The organism is Solimicrobium silvestre, from assembly GCF_002976435.1.
In the GTDB taxonomy this organism is placed as follows: Bacteria; Pseudomonadota; Gammaproteobacteria; order Burkholderiales; family Burkholderiaceae_D; genus Solimicrobium; species Solimicrobium silvestre.
On record NZ_PUGF01000021.1, the window covers coordinates 1 to 23,692 of the forward strand.

The 23,692-nt window shown below is 47.5% G+C and carries 23 protein-coding genes; 17 read left to right on the forward strand and 6 right to left on the reverse strand.

Annotation, left to right across the window (positions count from 1 at the left end; translation table 11 throughout):
* Positions 1 to 256 precede the first annotated feature (256 nt).
* The 4 genes from ubiA to S2091_RS18330 are packed head-to-tail and all read left to right on the forward strand — an operon-like array spanning position 257 to position 2,146.
* On the forward strand, positions 257 to 1,111 hold the full coding sequence (gene ubiA, locus S2091_RS18315) for a 4-hydroxybenzoate octaprenyltransferase (protein WP_105533496.1): 855 nt from the start codon (positions 257 to 259) through the stop codon (positions 1,109 to 1,111).
* Between the two features lie 40 nt (positions 1,112 to 1,151).
* Complete coding sequence (locus S2091_RS18320; RefSeq protein WP_105533411.1) at positions 1,152 to 1,457, forward strand: ElaB/YgaM/YqjD family protein; 306 nt, start codon at positions 1,152 to 1,154, stop codon at positions 1,455 to 1,457.
* Positions 1,458 to 1,472: 15 nt separating this feature from the next.
* The gene (locus S2091_RS18325; protein ID WP_105533412.1) at positions 1,473 to 1,862 is read left to right on the forward strand and encodes a phage holin family protein; all 390 of its coding nucleotides are present in this window, start codon (positions 1,473 to 1,475) and stop codon (positions 1,860 to 1,862) included.
* Positions 1,859 to 2,146, forward strand: a complete 288-nt coding sequence (locus S2091_RS18330; protein ID WP_105533413.1) for a YqjK family protein — start codon at positions 1,859 to 1,861, stop codon at positions 2,144 to 2,146. The genes S2091_RS18325 and S2091_RS18330 overlap by 4 nt, the downstream gene beginning before the upstream one ends.
* 23 nt (positions 2,147 to 2,169) lie before the next feature.
* On the opposite strand, the gene S2091_RS18335 is transcribed toward S2091_RS18330, so the two are convergent.
* Genes S2091_RS18335 through S2091_RS18345 form a run of 3 tightly spaced genes read right to left on the reverse strand, consistent with a single transcriptional unit; the run spans position 2,170 to position 5,081 of the window.
* A complete protein-coding gene (locus S2091_RS18335) occupies positions 2,170 to 3,042 on the reverse strand; it encodes a sulfurtransferase (RefSeq protein WP_105533414.1) in 873 nt (290 codons plus the stop codon).
* 8 nt (positions 3,043 to 3,050) lie between these two features.
* The gene (locus S2091_RS18340; RefSeq protein ID WP_105533415.1) at positions 3,051 to 3,929 is read right to left on the reverse strand and encodes a DMT family transporter; all 879 of its coding nucleotides are present in this window, start codon (positions 3,927 to 3,929) and stop codon (positions 3,051 to 3,053) included.
* Positions 3,930 to 3,941: 12 nt separating this feature from the next.
* Positions 3,942 to 5,081: an aromatic ring-hydroxylating oxygenase subunit alpha gene (locus tag S2091_RS18345; protein WP_105533416.1), complete on the reverse strand. Its 1,140-nt coding sequence runs from the start codon at positions 5,079 to 5,081 to the stop codon at positions 3,942 to 3,944.
* Between the two features lie 180 nt (positions 5,082 to 5,261).
* On the opposite strand from S2091_RS18345, the gene otnI reads away from it, so the two are divergent.
* The 11 genes from otnI to S2091_RS18400 all read left to right on the forward strand — a co-directional run bounded on the left by otnI (position 5,262) and on the right by S2091_RS18400 (position 18,089).
* A complete protein-coding gene (gene otnI / locus S2091_RS18350; protein ID WP_105533417.1) occupies positions 5,262 to 6,050 on the forward strand; it encodes a 2-oxo-tetronate isomerase in 789 nt (262 codons plus the stop codon).
* Between the two features lie 290 nt (positions 6,051 to 6,340).
* On the forward strand, positions 6,341 to 6,607 hold the full coding sequence (locus S2091_RS18355) for an exodeoxyribonuclease VII small subunit (protein ID WP_105533418.1): 267 nt from the start codon (positions 6,341 to 6,343) through the stop codon (positions 6,605 to 6,607).
* Positions 6,608 to 6,614: 7 nt separating this feature from the next.
* Positions 6,615 to 7,523: a polyprenyl synthetase family protein gene (locus S2091_RS18360; RefSeq protein ID WP_105533419.1), complete on the forward strand. Its 909-nt coding sequence runs from the start codon at positions 6,615 to 6,617 to the stop codon at positions 7,521 to 7,523.
* Positions 7,524 to 7,533: 10 nt separating this feature from the next.
* Complete coding sequence (dxs, locus tag S2091_RS18365) at positions 7,534 to 9,420, forward strand: 1-deoxy-D-xylulose-5-phosphate synthase (protein ID WP_105533420.1); 1,887 nt, start codon at positions 7,534 to 7,536, stop codon at positions 9,418 to 9,420.
* A 62-nt stretch (positions 9,421 to 9,482) separates the two neighbouring features.
* Positions 9,483 to 10,289 carry a GTP cyclohydrolase FolE2 gene (gene folE2, locus S2091_RS18370; protein ID WP_105533421.1) on the forward strand — a complete coding sequence of 269 codons (807 nt, stop codon included), beginning with the start codon at positions 9,483 to 9,485 and terminating at the stop codon, positions 10,287 to 10,289.
* A gap of 188 nt (positions 10,290 to 10,477) precedes the next feature.
* Complete coding sequence (locus tag S2091_RS18375) at positions 10,478 to 10,933, forward strand: MarR family winged helix-turn-helix transcriptional regulator (RefSeq protein WP_105533422.1); 456 nt, start codon at positions 10,478 to 10,480, stop codon at positions 10,931 to 10,933.
* A 291-nt stretch (positions 10,934 to 11,224) separates the two neighbouring features.
* Positions 11,225 to 11,494, forward strand: coding sequence for a YtcA family lipoprotein (locus S2091_RS18380; RefSeq protein WP_105533423.1), 270 nt, complete (start codon positions 11,225 to 11,227; stop codon positions 11,492 to 11,494).
* Between the two features lie 16 nt (positions 11,495 to 11,510).
* A complete protein-coding gene (gene mdtN, locus S2091_RS18385; RefSeq protein WP_105533424.1) occupies positions 11,511 to 12,563 on the forward strand; it encodes a multidrug transporter subunit MdtN in 1,053 nt (350 codons plus the stop codon).
* A 131-nt stretch (positions 12,564 to 12,694) separates the two neighbouring features.
* Complete coding sequence (locus S2091_RS18390) at positions 12,695 to 14,695, forward strand: FUSC family protein (protein ID WP_243405480.1); 2,001 nt, start codon at positions 12,695 to 12,697, stop codon at positions 14,693 to 14,695.
* A gap of 74 nt (positions 14,696 to 14,769) precedes the next feature.
* Complete coding sequence (locus tag S2091_RS18395; protein ID WP_279338219.1) at positions 14,770 to 16,179, forward strand: efflux transporter outer membrane subunit; 1,410 nt, start codon at positions 14,770 to 14,772, stop codon at positions 16,177 to 16,179.
* Positions 16,180 to 16,259: 80 nt separating this feature from the next.
* Entirely contained in the window at positions 16,260 to 18,089 is a 1,830-nt protein-coding gene (locus S2091_RS18400; RefSeq protein ID WP_105533427.1) for an AMP-dependent synthetase/ligase, read from the forward strand.
* Between the two features lie 69 nt (positions 18,090 to 18,158).
* On the opposite strand, the gene S2091_RS18405 is transcribed toward S2091_RS18400, so the two are convergent.
* Positions 18,159 to 18,710, reverse strand: a complete 552-nt coding sequence (locus S2091_RS18405) for a cob(I)yrinic acid a,c-diamide adenosyltransferase (protein ID WP_105533428.1) — start codon at positions 18,708 to 18,710, stop codon at positions 18,159 to 18,161.
* A gap of 60 nt (positions 18,711 to 18,770) precedes the next feature.
* Here S2091_RS18405 and S2091_RS18410 point away from each other — a divergent pair, with 60 nt between their 5' ends.
* Together S2091_RS18410 and S2091_RS18420 are read left to right on the forward strand one after the other, a co-directional pair.
* A complete protein-coding gene (locus tag S2091_RS18410; RefSeq protein ID WP_423828250.1) occupies positions 18,771 to 20,180 on the forward strand; it encodes an FAD-binding oxidoreductase in 1,410 nt (469 codons plus the stop codon).
* Positions 20,181 to 20,392: 212 nt separating this feature from the next.
* Positions 20,393 to 21,013: a DUF4124 domain-containing protein gene (locus S2091_RS18420; protein WP_105533431.1), complete on the forward strand. Its 621-nt coding sequence runs from the start codon at positions 20,393 to 20,395 to the stop codon at positions 21,011 to 21,013.
* A 47-nt stretch (positions 21,014 to 21,060) separates the two neighbouring features.
* On the opposite strand, the gene S2091_RS18425 is transcribed toward S2091_RS18420, so the two are convergent.
* A complete protein-coding gene (locus S2091_RS18425) occupies positions 21,061 to 22,173 on the reverse strand; it encodes an anhydro-N-acetylmuramic acid kinase (protein WP_105533432.1) in 1,113 nt (370 codons plus the stop codon).
* 45 nt (positions 22,174 to 22,218) lie between these two features.
* Positions 22,219 to 23,610, reverse strand: coding sequence for a M23 family metallopeptidase (locus S2091_RS18430; protein WP_105533433.1), 1,392 nt, complete (start codon positions 23,608 to 23,610; stop codon positions 22,219 to 22,221).
* Positions 23,611 to 23,692: the final 82 nt, after the last annotated feature.

The following is a 23,692-nucleotide window of genomic DNA, read 5'->3' on the forward strand; positions in this document are numbered from 1 at the left end:
GGTGTATTTAATGTATTTTACTGTCGCCAGAAGATTCTTAAAATCGACTTGCGCGCTGCAACTAATTCGGCTTAAATGTGTTACCCATGTCTGGATACACCCGTTACCTATGTCCCACGTCTAAACAGGGGGGGATTAAATATGACAAATTCATCACTCACCCAAAATTTATTCAAAAACCAGTAATAAGTGAATTAGTTGCTTATTACACCGTCAACTAACTACAATGGCCGTTTTGCTTATCAAAAAATTCACCATGCACCGCCTAACCCTCTATTTGCAACTAACCCGTTTCGACAAACCGATCGGCATCATGCTATTGCTGTGGCCAACACTTTCTGCGCTATGGCTGGCCTCCAATGGAAAACCTGCCTGGCATTTGGTGCTGATTTTCACGATCGGCACCGCGCTCATGCGTGCCGCCGGTTGCGCGGTAAATGATTATGCTGACCGCGACATCGACAAGCACGTCAAACGTACCGAGCAGCGCCCTCTGACTTCTGGAAAAATTAAAAGCTGGGAGGCGTTGCTAGTTGCAGCCGTATTGGCATTAGCATCATTCGCCTTAATTATTCCGCTGAACGGATTAACCAAATTACTTTCGATTGCTGCCATTGTTATCGCCGCGAGTTATCCGTATTTCAAACGGTTTTTTGCCTTACCTCAGGCTTATTTAGGTATTGCGTTCGGCTTCGGAATTCCCATGGCGTATGCCGCGGTACAAAATCAAATCCCGTGTACTGCATGGGTGCTGTTATTCGCAAACGTATTTTGGGCCTTAGCTTACGATACTGAATACGCGATGGTCGATAAAGACGATGATTTAAAAATTGGCATACGCACTTCGGCAATTACTTTTGGACGTTTTGATGTGGTCGCAGTGATGTTCTGCTATGCAGCAAATCTAGGGATAATTACGTGGGTAGGCTGGTCTTACGGTTTGCGTTTATGGTTCACAATTGGTATATTAGGAGCCTTCGCATGCGCAATTTATCATTATTTTTTAATACGAAATAGAAGTCGCGAAGGTTGTTTTGCTGCGTTTCGGCACAATAACTGGTTAGGTTGTCTTATTTTTATCGGAATAGCTTTAGACTTTGCATTACGATAAATTCCCAAGCACGTACTTATTCAATTCGATTGGAGAAATCATGAGCTCACACACCAACAACGATGATCTGATGCACGACCTGCAAGCAGTCATCAAAGACGCTGAAGTCCTGATGAAAAGCTCCGCCTTACCCAATGGCGAAGATTTCAGAAGCGCAAAAGAACGCATTGAAACCACCCTCAAAAACGCCAAAGATGAAATAATCCGCTTAGAAAAACTGGTGGTCGGCAAAACCAAGGAAGCCGCTCAAGCTACCGACACCTACGTCAAAGACAATCCTTGGCAAGCAGTTGGCTTAGGTGCTGCAGTTGGCCTTGTTATTGGCCTATTAATTAGCCGTAAATAACTCCGCGCAAATAAGATGACGATCTCCGCCACCATTAATCGTATTATCTCTACCGTAGTAGCAATGCTATACACGCGCTTAGAATTGGTGACGGTTGAATTAGAAGAAGAGTTTTTGCGCTTTTCTTCTTACTTTATCTACGCTTTAATAGCCTTATTTTGTGGCGGTGTGGCCGTCTCGCTGCTGATATTTTTAGTGATTGCACTGTTTTGGGATGAGCATCGGGTTGCCGTCTTACTCAGCTTAATTGCAGTGTTTAGTGCGATCAGTATATATATTGCGGCATGGCTCAGAACCCAAATGTCCAACAAGCCACGCCTGCTTGAGCAAACCATAGCTGAACTCAAAAAAGATGCCGAGCTATTACGGGTGCGTGAATCAGACTCAGAGCAGGAGCCATCATGAGCCGCACTAAACAACTAGCAATGCGGCGCTCAATTCTGGTCGCTGAATGTGCACTGCAAAGAACCACGCTGGCCGCGCAAAGTCATGCTCTTGGACGAATTACCGGCTGGATCAGTGCCAGCAATGGCTTAGTTGAGCGACTTAAAAACATGCCTGGTTGGGTTAGTGCTTTACTGGCTGGAATGTTGGTATTAATGCCGGGGCGCGCCGTTTCTTTGGCGAGAAACGGGCTAATGATATGGCAAATCTGGCGTAATCTTAAGTCCAATATGGACAGCAAATAAACACCAGCAGCTTAGTAACTCAATTAGTTAGTTCCCAACGCAATCGGTCTGGCCGGATCAGAACACCACTCACTCCACGAACCTGCATACAATGCCGCGCCCGGCATTCCGGCAATTTCCAAAGCCAGTAAATTATGGCAAGCCGTTACGCCAGATCCACATTGCATAATCGCATTGTGCGGCTCTTTAATTACCGCACCTAATTCCGCACGCAATTCTTGCGCAGATTTAAAGCGTCCGTTCACTTGCAAATTATCTTTGAAGAAGCGATTTTTTGCGCCGGGAATATGGCCGCCAACCGGGTCTATCGTTTCATTCTCACCGCGATAACGATCAGGCGAGCGAGCATCAACCACTGTTTTATGACGCGTCTCTATATTTACCACTACGTCATTGACGCTAACCAAACTAACCAATGCAGTTTGCTCACTGATAGCACCCGGTGCGGCTTCAAAAATTTGCGTGTCTAGCGGCTGATTCGCCTCAACCCAAGCGGGCAAACCACCATCTAAAACCGCAACCGCAGCATGTCCAACCCAGCGCAACATCCACCATAAACGTGCAGCATACATCCCGCCATGCGCATCATAGGCAAGCACTTGCGTGTCATTACTGATACCCCATGCGCGTAATTTAGCAATAAATGCGGCGCGCTCCGGCAATGGGTGGCGACCAAAAAATACGCCGTTAGCATTCCGTTTATGATCGGATAAATCCTGATCGAGATGGACAAATTGGGCTGTTGGAATATGGCCTTGTGCAAACGCCGCAGGCCCTGCATCGGGATTAGCTAAATCATTCCGGCAATCTAAGATAATCCAATTCGGCTGCTTGCTGTGCTGGGCAAGTTCATTCACTGAAATCAAAGTAGTAAAAGTTGCGAGGTTCGAACCCATAGCTATCCTTATTTAATCAGACCAAGTTTGGAGGTCAATTTAGTGTGTATATAGGTCGCCAGTATGCCACTGACAACAATAACAGCAATACCAAACCAGCTTAAAACACTTAATTTATCATGCCAGATCAGTACGCCAAGCACACTGGAGAAAATAATGCCGCTATAGGATAAATTAGCCGTAAGCAATGGATTACCCAAACGATAAGCGCGCGTCATGGCTAGTTGAGCAGTAGAAGCGAGCAGGCCAACCAATAGCAATAGCACAATACCGATAAGTTGATGCGAGTGCCAGTCATGATCAATCAAGCCAGCAAAGGCGCCAGCCGCAGCACTGGTTAATGAAAAATAAAACACCACGCGGGTTTCTGGCTCACCCAACAAGCCCATCGCTCGCACCTGCAAATAAGCTAGCGCTGCCAGCATGCCGGAACCAAGAGAAATAAATGCGATAGGTAATTGTTCTGGCTGCATCGATGGTTGTAGCAATAAAATCACGCCGACGAAACTCAGCATAATTGCGCTAGGCAAGCCCCAGGAAAAACCACTTTTCCCGCGCCACCAATTATAGGCAAACAGCATTGCGGCTATCCATATCGGCGACATGTAGTTGAGCGTATTCGCCATGGCCAGCGGAAGTTTGCCGATAGTATAAAACCACAGCCATAAAGCAATAACCCCAACCAAGCCGCGACCAAAATGGCGCAACGGCATGCGAGTTTTTAAACTGGTGTGATTAATTCGTGAAATGAGGAATAAAAAGAAAACGCCAAATATGCCGCGATACATGACGATTTCTGAGGTGGTATAAAAAGCCGATGCTAGCTTGACGCACACTCCCATCAAGGCAAACAGCAAGCTAGAGACTAATATCCAAAGTGATTGCATTCAGGTTTTACTTTAGCTATTTTCATCAATCGCCATATTGGCGCGAAACCATTCATGAAAATGCTGCATCCCGTCTTCCATCGGCGATTGATATGGCCCGACTTGATTTTCACCGCGTTCAAATAAAATGCGTCGCCCGGCATCCATCCTGAAACCGATTTCATCATCTTCGATGCAAGTTTCCATATAGGCAGCGCGTTCCGCTTCGATGAATTCGCGTTCAAACAATACGATTTCTTCGGGATAGTAAAATTCCACCACGTTGCGGGTTTTACCCACGCCTTGCGGCCATAAAGTCGATACCACCAACACATGCGGATACCACTCAACCATAATATTGGGATACAAAGTCAGCCAAATTGCGCCATACGGCGGTACAACGCCATTACGGAATTTAAGGACTTGCTCTTGCCACGCCTGATATGTTTTGGAGCCTGATTTCAGCAAACCGCTATTCACGCCCACTGTTTGCACACTGTAATCAGCGCCAAACTCCCAGCGCAAATCGTCGCAAGCAACAAAGCTGCCCAAACCTGGATGAAAAGGCTCGACGTGATAATCTTCCAGATACACTTCAATGAAGGTTTTCCAGTTGTAATCACAATCATGCACTTCAACGTGATCCAGCATATAGCCGCTAAAATCAAGGTCTTTGGTAACAGATAACTGGCTCAGCTTTTCCATCACGTTGTAACCGTTTTGCTCAAACAATAGCCCGTTCCAGCTTTGCAGCTTGGTATTTGCTAAGTTTAAACAAGGAGATTCGTCAAAATGCGGCGCGCCTAGTAGCTCACCTTTAAGATCGTACGTCCAGCGATGTAGCGGGCACACAATATTGGTTGCGTTGCCGCGCGTAGTTTGGTTTCCCTTACCGCCTGAGCCGCCAAACATCAGCGCTTGCCGATGACGACAAACGTTAGAAAGCAGCTCGATGCCGCGCTCGCTACGTACTAGCATTCGACCTTCATTTTCGGATGCGAGTGTAGCGAAATCGCCCACATTGGGTACCATCAGTTCATGCCCGATATAACGTGGGCCTTGCTGGAATAATTGTTTGATTTCACGCTGCAATAGCGATTCATCAAAATAGACAGAAACCGGAAGTTGCGCTGTTGAACGCACTAGTTTGGCGAATGTAGCCAGATCGGACATCCCCACCCCCCCAAATATTTACTCAACCTAAGAGAGAAAGAATCCGCAAAAACCTGTGTTCAATTCGGTGAAGAGAAACGGAAATTTTGGACAGAACGTCGGATTATACCCGAATTCAGCTTAATTGTTTTAAGATTCACGCTACGAAACTCGTCCAAATAACATCAAAGAAAGTATTCCATGCCACGTTTTGCTGCCAATTTAAGCATGATGTACCCCGAATTTACATTCGTTGAGCGCTTCGCCGCAGCGGCTCATGACGGATTTAAAGCGGTCGAATTTCAATTTCCTTATGAATTTCCAGCGGCCCAAATCAACACATTATTGGCCGATAACAATTTAACACTCGCGCTGTTTAACGCGCCACCGGGCAATTGGGCGAACGGCGAAAGGGGCCTAGCCTCATTACCCAATAGGATCAATGACTTTAAGCATTCAATAGACCAAGCTCTCAACTACGCCCACATTTTAGGCAACAAAAAGCTGCATGTGATGGCTGGTTTGATTCAGCCGGATAGCGATTCAGGTGCGCAACGCAACGTATATTTAAACAATCTCGCCTATGCGGCGGAGCTAGCACAACAAGCCGGCATTAACTTAGTTATTGAACCGATTAATACGCGCGATATGCCCAGTTATTTTTTGAATCAGCAAGAACAGGCGCAAGCTATTTGTACGGAATTAGCTTTACCCAACGTACAGGTGTTATTTGATATTTATCACTGCCAAATTATGGAAGGCGATTTAGCCACCAAACTCAGGCGTGACATGCAGCGCAACAATGCAGGCATTGGACATATCCAAATTGCTGGCGCGCCAGATCGACATGAGCCAGATTTAGGTGAAATCAACTACCCGTATTTGTTTGAACTGATTGATGCGCTCGGTTATACCGGCTGGATAGGCTGCGAATATCGGCCACGCAATAACACCTCGGCAGGGCTAACTTGGCTAAAGTCTTGGCTTTAGTTTTGATAATTTATATCCGGCACACTATTGTATTAATTCAACAATATTGTGCAATTGATTCTAAGTTGCAATGAGTTAAATATATACTCTACAAAAATTAATTTTCCACTATTCCACAACCAATTGGATGCTTTAGATTTTCTAAAAAAATAGAGGGGTATATAGAAATTGGAATTAAGGCTCAGATTCAGCGTCTATTTACGTTGATATCCGTCAACTTGTTTTAAAATAGAGGGTTAATTTTAATAGCCACTAATTTAATTCCACTTCATTACCGACATCACAACGCCATGATAAAAAAAACAACCGCCGCTAGCAACGCTAGTCCCGCTTCATTTGAAGCAGCGATGGCTGAATTAGCGCAACTTGTTGCACGTATGGAAGCTGGCGAATTAGCGCTGGAAGCATCAGTAGAAGCGTATGCACGTGGTTCTGAGTTAGTACAGTATTGCGCGGCACAATTAGAAAAAGTAGAACAACAAGTCAAAATTTTGGATGGCGACTTACTGAAACCCTTTAAACCGTCGCAAACTGACACCAATGATGCCGGAGCTTAATATCTTGATGACCACCTCCAGCACCTTATCCGATTGGATGAAGCAAAGTCAGGCACACATCGAGGCTGCATTAACTGACTTTTTGCCATCGCCACAACAAACCCCAACGCATTTGCACGAAGCCATGCGCTATGCCGTATTGGATGGCGGCAAACGCGTGCGGCCTTTGCTAGTGTACGCAGCGGGGCAATTATTTGATGCCGACTATGCGGAATTAACGCGCGCCGCCTGCGCTCTGGAAATGATCCACGCGTATTCCTTGGTGCACGACGATATGCCGTGCATGGATGACGATGCATTACGACGCGGCAAACCAACGGTACATGTGAAATTTGGCGAAGCCACTGCGCTGCTAGTCGGCGACGCATTGCAAGCGCAAGCATTCTTGATTTTAGCGCAAGGAAAAACCGCTCCTGCACGCCAATTGGAAATGCTGAGAATTTTAGCGCACAGTTCCGGATCGCTAGGCATGTGCGGCGGACAGGCGATTGATTTGGCGAGCGTAGGCTGCAATTTATCGCGCGACCAGTTAGAGCAAATGCACCAACTTAAAACCGGTGCATTATTGCGCGCCTCGGTATTATTAGGCGCATTATGTGGACAAGAGCTAAATGAAATTGACCAGGCAGCCTTGCATCGCTATTCACACTCAATTGGCTTAGCATTTCAGGTGGTGGATGACATTCTAGATGCCACGTCCGATTCCGCCTCGCTCGGCAAAACAGCAGGTAAAGATGCCGCCAATAACAAGCCGACCTATGTCTCCATTTTAGGGCTCGCAGCATCGCAAACATTAGCCGAAAATTTAAGGATAGAAGCGCATAATGCGCTGCACTCATTTACCGCGACAATGCAAAACTCACGCACCCAGCGCCTTTCTCAGTTAGCCGATTTCATTGTGCAGCGTTCTGCGTAAGAAAGCCTTTATGACCTTATTAAAAGACATTAATTCTCCTGCCGATTTACGCCATTTATCGCGTGCGCAGCTCAAACCTTTAGCGGATGAATTACGTGCATTTGTGCTGGATTCCGTTTCCAAAACAGGCGGACATTTATCGTCCAACCTAGGCACAGTGGAACTCACCATTGCGCTACATTATGTATTTAACACGCCGGACGACCGGCTGGTTTGGGATGTGGGTCATCAAACTTATCCGCATAAAATCCTCACCGGTCGCCGCGACCAAATGCATAGCCTGCGCCAGTTCAACGGCATTTCCGGCTTCCCTAAACGCGATGAAAGTGAGTTTGATACTTTCGGCACAGCACATTCATCCACTTCAATTTCTGCCGCACTGGGAATGGCCGTTGCCGCAAAAATCAAAGGCGAAAACCGGCATTCGGTTGCTATTATTGGCGACGGTTCCATGACTGCCGGCATGGCGTTTGAAGCATTGAACAATGCCGGCGTGATGGAAGATGTCAATTTACTGGTAATTTTGAACGATAACGACATGTCGATTTCGCCGCCGGTTGGCGCGTTAAATCGTTATTTGGCGCGTTTAATGTCGGGCAAGTTTTATGCAGCGGCCAGAAATGTCGGTAAATCCGTATTACCTCCGCCGATGCTGGAAATTGCCAAGCGCTTAGAAGAACACGCCAAGGGCATGATCATGCCTGCCACCTTGTTTGAAGAATTTGGCTTCAACTATATTGGCCCGATTGACGGCCATGACTTAGAAGCGCTAATCCCGACTCTACAGAATTTAAAAGAGCTCAAAGGCCCGCAATTTCTGCATGTGGTTACCAAAAAAGGCCAAGGTTATAAGCTGGCGGAAGCAGATCCGGTTTTGTACCACGGCCCGGGCAAATTCAATCCGGCTGAAGGCATTAAACCAGCCACTGCACCGAAACTAACTTACACCAAAGTATTTGGCGATTGGCTGTGCGATATGGCCGAGCAAGATAAGCGCCTGGTCGGCATTACCCCAGCCATGCGCGAAGGTTCCGGCATGGTGGAATTCGAGCAGCAATATCCAAGCCGTTATTACGACGTTGGCATTGCAGAACAACATTCCGTCACATTTGCAGCCGGTCTGGCTTGCGAAGGATTAAAACCAGTTGTGGCAATTTATTCCACGTTCTTGCAACGCGCTTACGATCAATTAATCCATGATGTCGCATTACAAAATCTGGATGTGACGTTTGCCTTAGATCGCGCGGGTTTAGTCGGCGCAGACGGCGCAACGCACGCCGGCAATTATGATTTAGCCTATTTACGTTGCATTCCTAATATGGTTATCATGGCTGCATCGGACGAAAATGAGTGCCGTCAGATGCTCACCACCGGTTTCCAATATAATGGGCCTGCTGCGATCCGTTATCCACGGGGTGCGGGCATAGGCGCTGAAGTTAAAAAAGAGTTAACTACCATCCCATTAGGCACTGGCGAAGTTAAACGACAAGGCAAAAGAATTGCCATTTTTGCGTTTGGCAGCATGGTTGCCCCTGCATTGCAAGCTGCAGAAAAGCTCAACGCCACGGTTGCTAATATGCGTTTTATCAAACCGCTGGATGTCGCGTTAGTGAAGCAATTAGCTGAGTCGCACGACATTCTGGTTAGCGTCGAAGAAGGCGCAAAAATGGGTGGTGCCGGTTCTGCAATTGCAGAAGCCTTAGCCGAATTAGGCATTAACAAATCAGTATTAATTTTGGGTTTACCCGACCAATTCATCGACCACGGCGAAGCTGGCCAATTGCTGGCATTATGTGGTTTAGATGGGGTTGGAATTAGCAATTCGATACAAGGGCATTACCACTTGGCGGAGGCAACTACGGTAGTTGAACCGCGCTTAGTGAGTAATAGTAATTAGTAACAACAGTAGTGCCCAATTTAAATAACACGGAACAGCCGTTCTGTAAGTGAGGTTATGTGATGAACACGCGCGATTTAACGCTTTCAATTCCCGATATACAAAGTACCCCTGACACCCGCAAAATCGCCATTGCGCGGGTTGGTGTTAAAGGTGTGCGTTATCCACTCGTCGTTAAAACCAGCTCTGGCACACAAGCCACGGTCGGACATTGGAATATGTATGTGCATCTGGATGAAACACAAAAAGGCACGCACATGTCACGGTTCATTGCGTTGCTGGAAGAATTAAACCAACAAGGCGCTATGGATATGCCTATCTTCGTTGGTTTAATGGAAAAGATGACGCAGTTACTCGATGCAACTGCTGGTCGCATTGAATTGACATTCCCGTATTTCATCAACAAAACCGCGCCGGTTTCGGGCGTGCAAAGTTTGATGGATTACGAAGTCGGCATTACTGGTGAAATTAAAAATGGCCAGGTTGAAACTACAATTAAAGTCATGGTTCCGGTGACTAGCTTATGCCCATGTTCGAAGAAAATCTCCGCGTATGGTGCGCATAACCAGCGTTCCCATATCAACATTAGCGCCTTGGTTTCTACCGACATTTCAGTCGACGAATTAATCGCCAATGTGGAAGCGCAGGCTTCATGCGAATTGTATGGCTTGCTCAAACGCCCTGACGAAAAATACGTCACCGAACGCGCTTATGACAATCCTAAATTTGTAGAAGATTTGGTACGCGATGTGGCTGGTGTCTTAAATGCCGACCCACGGATTTTGGCGTACACATTAGAAGCAGAAAATTTTGAATCGATTCATAACCATTCGGCTTATGCGTTGATTGAGAATGACAAACGGGCTTAATATCCGTTAATTCAGCAGCAAGCATGTGAAGTTCAGCGATTCTCGCCTACACGGGAATCGCGCGTAAAGGCAGATCGACACCGGGTGCTGAAACTCCTCTTTTCCTGACTTTCTCGTCAGACTCACCTTGCATTCTCCTGCCTGGGCAGATTAGTATCCAAGGTCGATGACAATCTCCCTTACTCACAATGACAAACTCCTTAGATGTCCCTGGCTACCAACAACAGGCTCAAGCGGCGCGGTTACTTTATCGCGCTCAAATTGAATTTGTTGATGCCTTAGATAAAGAGCTTGCGCAATATGATATGACCGCAGCGCAATATGCCATTGTTGCAGCATTGGCATCCGGCCGAGCCAGTTCAGTGGGACAAATCTGTAAGGAACTTGCATACGATACGGGCGCAATGACTCGGATGCTGGATCGCATGGAGCGTAAAGATATTTTACGTAGAGTGCGCAGCGTAGAGGATCGCCGCAGTGTTATGGTGGAATTGACGCCTCATGGTAAAAGTATTTATCCGGAGTTGCTGGCCAGCTCCAGCAAAGTAATGGCAAGTTTTTTCGGCCATTTTTCAGCCTCTGAATTAGATCAGCTCGAAGGCTTATTGAGTAGAGTTACGCCTAGAGTTTCCCCCGTTTTTTAATATTCCCTTCTCTGACGTAATCGCCTAAAGTGAAATAACAATTTATTCGACGCTAGCCAGGATTGGCTCTCTTCGCGATGTGGTTACTTTTGCTTAGCACAATGCGCTAGCTCTATTTCAAATATGATGCCCTTAGAAAACAATCTGCCTTGACATTATCTGCCTAGGCAGATAAAATAAATGCCTGTCGTTAAAACTTACAAAAATTTGTCTCAGCAAGCCAAGGCAACTCCGCTGAGACAGTTTTACTTAAGTCACTAGTCATTTTAATTTACCGGATAGAGGCACTGAATGACAAAAAGGTTTTTAGTCGTTGTATTTATTTCAAACCTGCTACTCAGCGGGTGTGCCAGATCTCCATCAATTAATGTACTGGGAGCTTATTTCCCTGACTGGATGTTTTGTTTCATCGGTGGAATCCTTCTGGCGATGTTGACTCACGCTGGCCTGGTTGGTGCTGGCGTTATTAAAAAAATAAATTCACCTGTTTTATTGTTGAGCTATTCAGCTCTGACAGCAATCCTTGCCATGTTGGGCTGGCTGTTGTTCTTCCAAAATTAATTGTGAAATGACAAGCATGAATAACATAAATAATAGAGAGCATTATGTGCGCAGATTGGTTGCGATAACATTGCTGCTCATTGCCGCAGGATTGCTGAGTTACGTTATCTGGCGGCTGGATACGGAACCGCGAACGGATGATGCTTACGTGTTGGCAGATACAATCAGTGTTACGCCAGAAATTAACGGGCGCATTATTGAATTGCCGGTCAGGGATAATCAGGCCGTTAAAAAAGGGGATATTTTATTTCGCATTGATCCCCGCCCATTTGAACTGGCGCTCGGTAAAGCTCAGGCGACGTTAACTGCACTGGATAATGAAATCAAGTTAACCCAGCGTTCGGTCAACTCACAGCAATTAGGCGCCGCCGCATCAAAATCCAATATTGACCGGGCCAAAGCAGCGGCACAACAAGCAACCGATACATTGGAACGAATGCGGCCACTGCTCAGTAACGGTTATGTCGCAGCGGAACAGATTGATCAGGCGGAAACAGCGAAAAAAAGCGCGCAGTCGCAATTAAAAACGGCAATATTGGATGCTGACCGCGCTCAGGCTGCAGTGAGCGGAGTAGATGCACTGGTTGCCAAACGCGACATCATTCAATCTGAAATAGCGATGGCCAAGCTGAATCTTGAGTACGCTACCGTTCGGGCTCCATTTGATGGAAATATTATTGGGCTAAGGATTTCATCGGGCCAGTATGTCGCTGCGGGACACCCAATTTTCACGCTGTCAAATACCGGTCGCTGGTATGTGGTTGCCAATTTCCGTGAGACTGAATTGGCCAATATTACGCCGGGACATCCTGTTCTACTGTATTTACTGAGCGACCCATCGAAGCGCTTTCATGGCGTGGTCGAGTCAATCGGCTCCGGCGTATTTCCGGAAGAAGGCGGCAATGATGTTGCTGGTCTGCCGCGCGTGCCGCGTTCCATTAACTGGGTGCGGGTTGCGCAACGTTTTCCGGTGCGGATTTTGGTCAAAAATCCTGATCCCGCCCAATTCCGTATCGGCGCATCTGCTGTGGCTATGATGAGCAAAGACGCTGCAGGCACTGCACCTTAATTATGATTTTCTCCCCATTTACCGCAAGCTACTGGCGGGATTTATTCCGAAATGAGTTTGTGCCATTTCCCGGTAGATCCACGGCAGTATTGCGTTACGTTTTAATTAGCGCGCTAGTGATCGTGATATCCATGACGTTACAGGTTCCTTCTCTGGCCCTGTCGCTCATCATGGTTTTTTTCACCGCGCAAGAAAATACCGTCTTAACACGGCTGTCAGGTATCGTGCTCGCTGTCGGCGCAACGTTGGCGGTGATCTTGAGCATGCTACTACTGAAAATGACGATGGATTATCCGGTTTTGCGCATTTTCGGAGCCGCTCTGATCGGCTTTTGCGGAATGTATTTCATGCGCATCAGCAAATTGGGGACGATAGGCTATCTGGTCGCCTTGTTTGTCATCAATTTGCAAAGTCTGGTTGATGTGTCCAATGATCCTGAAGTCGTGACACGGGCATTACTCTGGGTCTGGGTTGCTATCGCTTATCCAATTGTGCTGACCATTACCGTTAACTATCTGATGCTTCCGGCAAAACCAGCTCAGTTACTGGCAGGGGAACTGCATCGGCAGTTGAATGTGGTCTTGAGTCAGTTAAATGCCGGCAAAGTGCTTCCCGCGCCTGCTCCGCTTGGTTTAGACCTGATTGAGCGTGGCGTTCTGACGCTACACCGGCATCTGGTTTTTGCCACGATGGGCGACAATCACTATTTGCTGAATAAATCACGTTATCTGATACGCATAAATACTGTGGATCGACTGCACACGGCGGCCGTAAAGCTGTCCCGCTTATCCCCATGCAACAGTTCTGACAGTTCATTTAATCAACCTGACTTGTTGGCTGCCCTGCTGGCACGTTGCGCTGAATTGCAACATCAGTTTAGTCACGAGACTGCCGTTTCCATAGCGGCTATTCCAATTAGTGAAGAAAAAAATGATGATCCCCGCATAGCCATTCTTCATGAAATGGCACATGCTTTAAATACCCTGGCCGAGGCAGAACAAGCGCCTATTCTATCCGCGACACCAGATAAAGAGCCGCAGATTGCAGCGGATGCGCTGAGTAATCCGGTCTATGCCCAATTTGCGCTCAAGACGATGTTAGCCACATTTTTTTGCTATGCTTTTTACACGGCAGTGCAATGGCCTGGCATCCAGACATCCATGTTGACCTGCCTGATCATGGCATTACCCAGCTTGGGCGCCAGCTCTCACAAAGGATTATTGCGCGTGGTGGGCTGTGCCATGGGTAGTGTGGCGGCGTTGTTAGCGACAGTGTATGTGGTTCCGCATCTGGACGGCATAGTCGGACTGTTGATGCTGACTTTACCCGTTATTGCTGTCGGCGCATGGATCGCGGCAGGCTCGGCACGTATCAGTTATATCGGTGCGCAACTTGTATTTGCCTATGCACTAGCCTTGTTCGGCCAGTTCGAACCTTCGACCAATTTACCGGAGATTCGTGACCGCATGATAGGTATCCTGCTTGGTATCGGCGTATCCATTACCGTTTACAGTGCGCTTTGGCCCGAGAGTGAGCAAGGCGAACTGAAGAAAATGCTGGCGCGTCTGTTAAGAAGTATTGCAACTGTGGCCCGCTTGGATCAAAGCACGCAAAACGATATTACTCAACTACGCACTCTGGATCAGGCCCGGCTGAAAAGCTGGTCGTTGCTGGCTCAGAACCGCGAAATACAGGCCAGAGTAGCACTTGAGCCGGGCTGGCAATATGCGCATGACAGCGTCACGGTAAAAATGCAAACCTGGTTGGCGCAAGTGCAAGAAGCTTTGTTTGCGGTTAATTGGCTGCAAACGCAATTGGCGCATTCGGAACGGAGCTTATCAGCCGACATCGATATCTGGAGTGAGTTGAATTCATTCAAGGCAAGCGCGGCACTGCAATTGGAAAACATGTCTGACATGTTTAATGAAGAAGGCACAACTCAGCCATCGCTACAACAATCCTTTGCAAAGTTCAAACAGGAATATGCATTGATTTCAGCACATGAAGCGGCGCTCAGTCAAGCGAGCAACGTTCTGTCAGCGGTTCATGCCACCTATGAAAGCATCATCCAGCTTGGCAATACTTTGCCCCTGTCACAACCTATGCAACCAGAGCAACCAGTGAGAATATGATGAAGTCCCATTTTTTGAAGGTAGTCGGGTATGGCAAACCGTCACTATTGATAGCCGTGCTGACAGCTACTCTAATGATCGGCGGATGCGCGATGATAAAAACAGATTCTCCCGCGCTGCCTCAAATCGACGAACATCAGATACGCCTGGCTGAAGACATCCGGCTGGCAACCGAGGCATGGCCGCAAGCGCAATGGTGGCATCGTTATGGCGATGCACAGTTAAACGCTCTGATTGAACGTGCGTTGAAAGAAGCACCCATTATGGCCGTGGCGCAACAACGTTTAGAAGCGAGTAAAGCGCAAACTGCCTATAGCGTATCTACCACTGGTTTGCTTGTTGGATTTAGTGCCTCACTGAACCGCCAGGATTTATCTGAAAATGGTTTTCTGGGGCCGTTCGCACACACGATCCCAGCCCAAGGCCTTACCGGGCCCTGGTACACCGAAGGAACCATGGGATTTTCAGCCGAATATACCTTCGACCTGTGGGGCAAAGACCGTGCCAAAGTAGATGCTGCCTTAGGCGTGCAACGCGCACACCAAGCAGAGACGGCGGAAGTGGCACTAACCCTGTCTTCAAAGGTGGCTCTGACTTATTACGATATGCAATCCATTTACGCTGCGCTCAATTTGCTTGAGCAAGCGCGTGACCTTGAAAACAACATGGTCGCTGCGCATTTGGCACGCGCCGAAACAGGGATTGAAGCACGCACGCCAACTGAGATGGTGCGTGTACATCAACTCGGACTAGAGCAGCAAATCAGCGCCGCACACAGCAAAATCACAATCCTGAAAGAGAGTTTGCGGGCATTAACCGGGGCCGGGCCAGATAATTTTCCTGAGATCAAGCCAGTGCCACTGCCGTCTGACAGCGGAGCCTTACCTCCCACATTGGGATATGAATTATTGGCCCGACGTCCGGATTTACAAGCCGCTCGCTGGTATGTGCAAGCCTCGTTAAGCCAGGTTGACATGGCGAAGGCAGCTTTTTATCCCAGTTTTGATATCAAGGCGTTTTTTGGTCTGGATTCATTGCACTTGGCCGACTTACTACATAGATCAAGCACACAGTTTAATTTGATTCCGGGTTTATCCCTGCCCATCTTTGATGGAGGGCGACTCAATGCTGCGCTGGCCAATTCCCGACATCAGAGTAATACCCTGATTGCGCAATACAATCAGGCAGTCGTCAATGCCGTACAAGAAGTCGCGTCCAATGGCATTGTACTTGTTGATTTGGATCAACAAGTACAACTACAAAATGCCAGACTGATTGCCATTTCTTATAAAATGGAAAGCGCCAAAGCACATCGTGAGCGTGGTCTGGTTGATGATATTGTCGTGTTTGAATCTACTTTACCGGTGCTTGAAGAACAGGCCAGGCTGATTGAGCTTCACAATCGTCAACTGACCGCTTCCATCAACCTGAGCCGGGCACTGGGCGGTGGTTTTATTCAGGTTGATACGAATACGTCACCGTAAAAGCTTACGGCGCACTGACATGGTCGCCGCTACTTGAAACAATTCGATTATTTTCCACCCAGAATATTGGTCTCCCATTCATGTTGAAACAAACGATGTCCACCGATGACAATGCCTTATCCTCTATTAACACCTTGGCAGAACTGTTTGCCTGGCGTGTAAGGCAAACACCGACCGCCGAAGCTTACCGGGAATTTGATAATTCGAGCGGGCAATGGATTAGCTCTAGCTGGCAAGAGACCAATCAACACATTGCCGGTTTTATTAATGCGCTTTCTACGTTGGCAATGGCACGCGGCTCCAGAATTGCCATTTTATTGCCGAATGGCTTGCATGCTGTATGCATAGATCAGGCGACTCTAGCGCTTGCCCATGTGCCTGTGCCCATGCATGCGCTGGATAATCCAGCCAGCATCGCCTACATTCTGAGCGATAGTGATGCTTCATTTTTAATTGCTGCCACGGATGAACAATGGCAATCCATTGCTGCGACCAATATCGCATTTCCATCGCTACAGCAAGTTGTCGTATTACAAAAGACGCAGCCAGAATCCAATTCGTCAGTACCTGTTCTCAACTTGCAGGAATGGCTGGCAACAGCGCACAATACTCAGGAACAATCTACCGCCCAATTTCCAGAACCGCATGATCTTGCTGCGCTGGTATATACCTCCGGCACCACAGGCAAACCGAAGGGCGTGATGCTCACCCATCAAAATGTAATGTCGAATGTGCGCGCCGTTGTGCAGCGGATTGCGCCGGTAACGGATGACGTTTTCCTCTCTTTCCTCCCCCTCTCACATACATTTGAGAGAACCGCCGGCTACTATCTTCCGATTGCAGCGGGTGCCTGTGTGGTCTTTTCACGTTCCGTCAAACAATTGCCGGAAGAGTTGCTGCTAGTACGGCCAACGATATTAATTTCGGTGCCACGTATTTATGAGCGGGTCTATGCCGTTATTCAATCTAAATTGGCGAGCTCCAAAGCGCAAAACTGGCTATTTAATGTCGCCATTGCGGTTGGATGGCGGCGCTTTGCCGGTACTCAGGGTATGTCGTCGGTTAACGTGCTGAGATCAACTCTGGACGAGTTGAGTTGGCAGATATTGAATCCCTTGGTAGCAAGTAAATTGATGAACCAGTTTGGTGGACGGCTGCGGGTTGCTGTCAGTGGTGGCGCCGCACTTTCCCCGGCAATTTCACACTGCTTTCTTGCTCTAGGCATACCGATCGTGCAAGGTTACGGCATGACAGAAACCGCACCGATCATTGCTTTTAATGCCCCAGACGACAATGATCCAGCCACGGTCGGACGCCCGATTACCGGAGTCGAGGTGAAAATTGGCGATAATGCCGAGCTACTGGTGCGCGGCCCGAATGTGATGCGTGGTTATTGGAAGCGCGAAGAAGACACTGCCAAAACGATTATTGATGGATGGTTACATACCGGTGATCAGGCAGAAATAGTCGCTGACCGGGTTCGTATTAAGGGGCGCGTCAAAGAAATTATTGTGACGTCAACCGGGGAAAAAATTGCACCGGTTGATCTGGAGTTAGCCATTACCAATGACAGTGCATTCGAACAGGCTTATGCGTTTGGAGACAATGCGCCGTTCATCGCATGCGCTGTTGTGCTCAGTCTCAGTTACTGGCAGCAGCTTGCAATCTCACTCAGTCTGAATCCCGATGACAAGCAGAGCCTGCAATCGGACTCTGCTGTTAATGCCGTTGTAAAACGCCTGCGTGATCTGACGCAAAGCTTTCCCTATTATGCTCAACCGAAAGCGGCGATATTAACGCTGGAGCCATGGACCATTGAAAACACCCTGATCACGCCAACGCTTAAGCTCAAACGCAAAAATCTTGAAGGTCATTTTGCGCAAGACATACAACGTATTTATTCCCGTTAAACTAGCAATCCGGTGTGGGTGCCGCCCGTCGTCGATCAAACCAGGTAGCCCCACACCGTCATAAAATAATTATGCCGTTCTTTCATGGCGCCAAAGCACATCGCCGCCACCAGAATAACGATTTAACACGCGCGACAGCACAAACATCAAATCAGATAAGCGGTTTAAATACTGGCGCGGTTGCGGGTTAATTTGTTCAGCCTTACCCAAACTCACCAACATCCGTTCAGCCCGACGACAAACGGTGCGGCACACATGCGCTAACGAAGCGGAACGTGAACCGCCTGGCAAAATGAATTCTTGCAAGGCAGGTAAATCCGCATTATATTTTTCGAGCAGAGCATCCAAATTGGCGACTTGCTCATCAGTAATTAATTGATAGCCGGGTATACATATTTCGCCCCCCAGATCAAATAAATCGTGCTGAATCAACAATAACTCATTGGCTAAACCGGGCGGTAAATCTTCGCAAAGCAGCAGCCCCAGTTGCGAATTCAATTCATCCACATCGCCCATGGCGTGCACGCGTAAACTGTCTTTGTCAGTCCGGCTGCCATCGCCCAAACCTGTAGTGCCTTGATCGCCGGTTCGGGTGGCGATTTTTGATAATCTATTGCCCATGTTTCACTCTAAAGTTGTAAAGTAAGGAAAAATCACTTAAAAGGATTTGCAATGACCAACATGACCGCAGCACATTCGCCTCTTTCCAGTGATTTGCTCATCGCACTGCAACATCAATTTACCGATCGTTGCAGCACGTCTAAATCGGTGCGAGAACATCATGGAACAGATGAGTCTTTCTATGATGCAATGCCACCGGATCTCGTAGTATACGCGCAAAGTACCGCTGAAGTTGCCAGCATTATGCAGCTATGCCATAGCTACAATACGCCCGTGATTGCGTACGGCGCTGGTTCCTCATTAGAAGGCCATGTGCTGGCAATACACGGTGGTGTTTGTATTGATTTATCTCAAATGAACCGAGTGATTGCAGTTCATCCCGAGGACTTAACCGCGACGGTACAAGCTGGCGTTACCCGCAAACAAATTAACCTGGAAATTAAGGATAGCGGTTTATTTTTCCCGATAGATCCGGGCGCAGATGCAACACTAGGCGGCATGAGCGCCACGCGCGCATCCGGTACCAATGCAGTTCGCTATGGAACCATGCGAGAAAATGTGCTGGCCTTAACCGTGGTGTGCGCCGATGGCAGTGTGATTAAAACCGGCACGCGTGCTAAAAAATCGGCAGCGGGTTACGACTTAACCCGATTGTTTGTCGGCAGCGAAGGTACGCTGGGGATTATCACCGAAGTCACCGTCAAATTGTATCCGCTGCCAGAAGCTATTTCTGCCGCGGTTTGTTCTTTCCCAAGCACCGCAGCAGCGGTGCAAAGCGTAATCCAAATTATGCAGCTTGGAGTTCCAGTGGCACGGGTGGAATTTATCGACACCAGCGGCGTGCAGGCGATTAATGCTTACAGCAAGTTGGCGCTACCGGTTCAACCCTTATTGTTATTTGAATTCCACGGCAGCGTGAATGGTGTGCGCGAACAAGCGGAACTAGTACAGGAAATTGCCCGTGACAATGGCTCGGCTGATTTTGAATGGGCCACTCACCCAGAAGACCGTTCGCGTTTATGGACTGCACGCCACAACGCCTACTTTGCACTTTTACAGCTACGCCCTGGGTCGCGCGCTATTTCTACCGATTGCTGTGTGCCGATTTCTCATTTAGCTGAGTGCATACTTGAAACACAAATCGATTGCGACAAGCATGGCTTAATTTACACCATCATCGGTCATGTCGGCGACGGTAATTTTCATGTGTTAATGCTGGTCGACCCTAACAATCCAACGGAAATCGCTAACGCCGAAGCAGTTAACCAACGCATGGTTAACCGTGCAATTGCCATGGATGGCACCTGCACTGGCGAGCATGGTGTTGGGCTGCATAAAATGGAATTTTTAATTCAAGAACATGGCGCACCGGCTATAAACGTAATGCGCAGTATCAAACAAACGCTTGACCCTAAAAACCTGCTGAATCCGGGCAAAATCATACACTGGGACGTGGTTCTTGAAGAATAGGCTTGCTCTACTCTAATATCAGTTTGCGAATGAATGTTCTTGGTTTATTATTGGACGCTGTTAAATTTGAGCATAAAATCGGTTGTTGCACGCTCATTAGCAAAAAATACGCTTGTTTAATACTTAAATTACAAGCCCGCTGCACACGCCGAATAGCTGTCTCAATTGTGGCGTTATTTATTAATTGGATGAAACCAGTTTCCGCCTAAATAATGACTAAAACTCAACTTCAATTTTTGCCGATTTTATTTGTTCTGCATTTAGCCAGCGCACATGCTGATATTTATAGTTGCAAAGATAGTGCCGGGCATATGATCACGTCTGACCGCCCGATACCGGAATGTGCGAATCGATCCACTCAGATATATGGCAACAATGGCTCGCTCAAACAAGAATTTGCTGCGGAGTTAACACCAGAACAAAAACGTGCTGCAGAACTTAAAGAACAACAGCGCGTAAAAGAAGCCCAGCAGCAGGAACAGCTTAAAAAAGAACAGCGCTATTTGATCGCACACTATCCTAATGAGCAGTCCGTGGAAATTGCGCGACATCAGGCAGTGGATGTGCTTGAGGCCAAGATCAAGGTAGAAAAACATCTTATCGAGGTCACGACAGCGGCATTAAATAAAAACCGTGAAGAACAGTTACATATTCCGCAAAATCAAACTAATAAAATAATTGCGGCGCAAAATCAAGAAGATGACTTAGCCCAAACTATCGAACACTCCGAACACCTGATACATAATTATCAGATTGAGGAAATCAAAATTAATCTTCAGTTTGATGAAACGCATCGACGCTATTTAGAAATAGTCGCCCCGAGCAAAAAATAGCTAAATTGAGCGGAACTGACTTAACTATAACAACGCAGCTCTAGCCGTTAACGTGGGTACAACGCACCTAAAATCCGCTCACCGGCCGCACCAGTTACTTCAGCTAAATTTCCTGCCAGACCTTCAGTATGACGATACGCTAACCAGGCAAACGCCAACGCTTCAACATGGTTAGGCGAAACACCTAATACTTCCGTGCTTTGTACGTTGACTGATGTTGAATGTGAATTTAATGCGGACTCGATTACCGCCATTAAGGTCGCGTTATAAGCGCCGCCGCCGCAAATGTATGCACTTTGGACATCTGGCGCGTAAGTTGTAATGGCATCAGCCAAACTATGTGCGGTAAACGCACATAAAGTCGCTTGCACATCGACAGCAGATACTTCACTAAACAGGCTAAGTTTTTGATTCAGCCAATCCAAATGAAATAAATCACGCCCTGTGCTTTTGGGAGGTGCTAAGCGCAGAAAAGGCTCATCTAACAACTGTGCAAGTAATGCGGAGTTAACCTGCCCAAGACGCGCCCAATCGCCATTGGCATCATACGCTTGCGATTTATGCTGCATGATCCATGCGTCCATTAATACGTTGCCCGGCCCTGTGTCGAAACCATGAGTGGACCCGTCCGCACGCAATATGCTGATATTGCTAATTCCACCGATATTGGCAACCACGCGGGTTTCGCCTTGCTTACCAAATATGCTCCGATGAAACGCGGGAACCAAGGGAGCACCTTGACCGCCGGCAGCAATATCACGACTGCGAAAATCTGCAATTACATCAATACCGGTCAGCTCAACCAGCAAAGCCGGATTATTAATTTGCAACGTGTAACCATATTCGGGGCGGTGCCGGACGGTTTGTCCGTGAACCCCGATGGCGGTAATTTGTGCAGGTGCTAACCCAGTGTTTTTCAGTAGATGTAAAACACATTCGGCATACACCAGAACCAGTTGGTTGGCGGCTTGCGAGGCTCGATGAATTTCATCAAAGCCGCTGATTTGCAAAGATAATAGCGAAGCACGTAACTCAGTAGTAAAGGGGACATAACTGGCCGCGAGCTGCTTGAGCTGCGCGTCAGTTTCACCCATTTCGACCAACACACCATCGACCCCATCTAAACTAGTGCCAGACATTAAGCCGATGTAATAACGCATGTTGTGTCCTGGCACGGAGTAAAGTATCCGCGTATTTATTAATGATTAGCGAGTTGCAATTTTAGCTGGCGCGTCATTCGGACGCAATAAAGCAAAGCGATGCTGTACGTCTTGAACCGTGGTATTAAAGCGTGGCTGATTAACAGCCGTGAGTGTTTGCGCTTGTTCTACTTTAATTTTGAGCGGATCTTGTGCCTTGTTATTAACACGGAATTCATAATGCAAATGTGGCCCGGTAGCCCAGCCGGTTGAACCGACATAACCGATAATATCGCCTTGTTGCACTTTAACGCCTTTGCGCATACCAGCAGCAAAGCGGCTCATATGACCATAGGCCGTGCTGTAACTACCCCAATGTTTTAACACCACCAGATTACCGTAGCCGCCAGATGGTCCGGCAACATCCACTACGCCGTCAGCTGATGCGCGAATAGGCGTACCGGTAGGTGCAGCAAAATCAACGCCGGTGTGTTGCTTCCATTGTCCAGAAATTGGGTGTACGCGCATAGAAAAACCAGAAGAAATTCGGGTAAAAGCGATTGGTGATTTCAGGAAGGCTTTTTTCATCGACTTACCATCGAAGCCATAATATCCACCAGTGCCCGGTGCATCATCAAACCAAACGGATTGATACGAACGTCCGGCATTATTGAATTCGCCTGCCAATACTTTACCGGTACTGACCATTTCACCATTTTGCCAAAATGTTTCGTACACCAGTTGAAAGTGATCGCCACGGCGCAAATCAGATTTGAAATCAATATTGGTCGAAAACATATCGACTAACTGGCTGGCAACGGCATCAGGAATTTGTGCGGCGTCGGTGGCGGCAAACAGGGAACTGGTAATTTCGCCGGTGTGCATTTCGATATGGCGTTCTAAGGCAGTGCTGGCTTCGGCAACTTTAAACGTATCGGTGCCGTCTTGACGGGTAATCGTGATATTTTTTACTTGAGAAAGGTTATCGCGATTGTCGGAAATATTGGTTTGCAACCATTGCAACTCGCCGTCTTCATTGGTTTGCGCGCGCACCGTTTTACCGGCTTTTTGCTGCATAACCAGACGTGCCGTGTTATCCGATTTAATAAACGTATTCGCTGCCGCATCATCCACGCCAAGGCGTTGCAACAGGCTGGCTAAGGTATCGCCGCGTTGCACTTTTTCTTCGTGGATAAATTGTTGATCACTCTCTTCCAATGCCTGCATTTGCGCTTCCAGGGTAGGAATTTGCAATTGCTCTACGATTTGCCTGACTGGCAAATCAGACGCATCCGGCGCTAATGGCGCAACACCGGCGGCACCAAATGCAACGAGGGTGAGAAAGAGTGCAGAAACAGTGATGATACGTGTTTTGCGAGTGGAGCCTGATACCAGTTTGGTGACAGAATCTAAAGCTGAAGTGACAGCTGAATTAGTGGTTTTATTTAGTGATGGCATGCAATAAGCTAGAATAATGGTTTTTTACGAATCCGAATCTGCGAATTTTTTTATAAGCAAACTGCACAATCACAATGCATTG

Bases quoted from the DNA above. Each gene is read 5' to 3' on its own strand.
- ubiA (WP_105533496.1), top strand. From the start codon at position 257: ATGCACCGCCTAACCCTCTATTTGCAACTAACCCGTTTCGACAAACCG.
- S2091_RS18320 (WP_105533411.1), top strand. From the start codon at position 1,152: ATGAGCTCACACACCAACAACGATGATCTGATGCACGACCTGCAAGCA.
- S2091_RS18325 (WP_105533412.1), top strand. From the start codon at position 1,473: ATGACGATCTCCGCCACCATTAATCGTATTATCTCTACCGTAGTAGCA.
- S2091_RS18330 (WP_105533413.1), top strand. From the start codon at position 1,859: ATGAGCCGCACTAAACAACTAGCAATGCGGCGCTCAATTCTGGTCGCT.
- S2091_RS18335 (WP_105533414.1), bottom strand. From the start codon at position 3,042: ATGGGTTCGAACCTCGCAACTTTTACTACTTTGATTTCAGTGAATGAA.
- S2091_RS18340 (WP_105533415.1), bottom strand. From the start codon at position 3,929: ATGCAATCACTTTGGATATTAGTCTCTAGCTTGCTGTTTGCCTTGATG.
- S2091_RS18345 (WP_105533416.1), bottom strand. From the start codon at position 5,081: ATGTCCGATCTGGCTACATTCGCCAAACTAGTGCGTTCAACAGCGCAA.
- otnI (WP_105533417.1), top strand. From the start codon at position 5,262: ATGCCACGTTTTGCTGCCAATTTAAGCATGATGTACCCCGAATTTACA.
- S2091_RS18355 (WP_105533418.1), top strand. From the start codon at position 6,341: ATGATAAAAAAAACAACCGCCGCTAGCAACGCTAGTCCCGCTTCATTT.
- S2091_RS18360 (WP_105533419.1), top strand. From the start codon at position 6,615: ATGACCACCTCCAGCACCTTATCCGATTGGATGAAGCAAAGTCAGGCA.
- dxs (WP_105533420.1), top strand. From the start codon at position 7,534: ATGACCTTATTAAAAGACATTAATTCTCCTGCCGATTTACGCCATTTA.
- folE2 (WP_105533421.1), top strand. From the start codon at position 9,483: ATGAACACGCGCGATTTAACGCTTTCAATTCCCGATATACAAAGTACC.
- S2091_RS18375 (WP_105533422.1), top strand. From the start codon at position 10,478: ATGACAAACTCCTTAGATGTCCCTGGCTACCAACAACAGGCTCAAGCG.
- S2091_RS18380 (WP_105533423.1), top strand. From the start codon at position 11,225: ATGACAAAAAGGTTTTTAGTCGTTGTATTTATTTCAAACCTGCTACTC.
- mdtN (WP_105533424.1), top strand. From the start codon at position 11,511: ATGAATAACATAAATAATAGAGAGCATTATGTGCGCAGATTGGTTGCG.
- S2091_RS18390 (WP_243405480.1), top strand. From the start codon at position 12,695: ATGACGTTACAGGTTCCTTCTCTGGCCCTGTCGCTCATCATGGTTTTT.
- S2091_RS18395 (WP_279338219.1), top strand. From the start codon at position 14,770: ATGATCGGCGGATGCGCGATGATAAAAACAGATTCTCCCGCGCTGCCT.
- S2091_RS18400 (WP_105533427.1), top strand. From the start codon at position 16,260: ATGTTGAAACAAACGATGTCCACCGATGACAATGCCTTATCCTCTATT.
- S2091_RS18405 (WP_105533428.1), bottom strand. From the start codon at position 18,710: ATGGGCAATAGATTATCAAAAATCGCCACCCGAACCGGCGATCAAGGC.
- S2091_RS18410 (WP_423828250.1), top strand. From the start codon at position 18,771: ATGACCGCAGCACATTCGCCTCTTTCCAGTGATTTGCTCATCGCACTG.
- S2091_RS18420 (WP_105533431.1), top strand. From the start codon at position 20,393: ATGACTAAAACTCAACTTCAATTTTTGCCGATTTTATTTGTTCTGCAT.
- S2091_RS18425 (WP_105533432.1), bottom strand. From the start codon at position 22,173: ATGCGTTATTACATCGGCTTAATGTCTGGCACTAGTTTAGATGGGGTC.
- S2091_RS18430 (WP_105533433.1), bottom strand. From the start codon at position 23,610: ATGCCATCACTAAATAAAACCACTAATTCAGCTGTCACTTCAGCTTTA.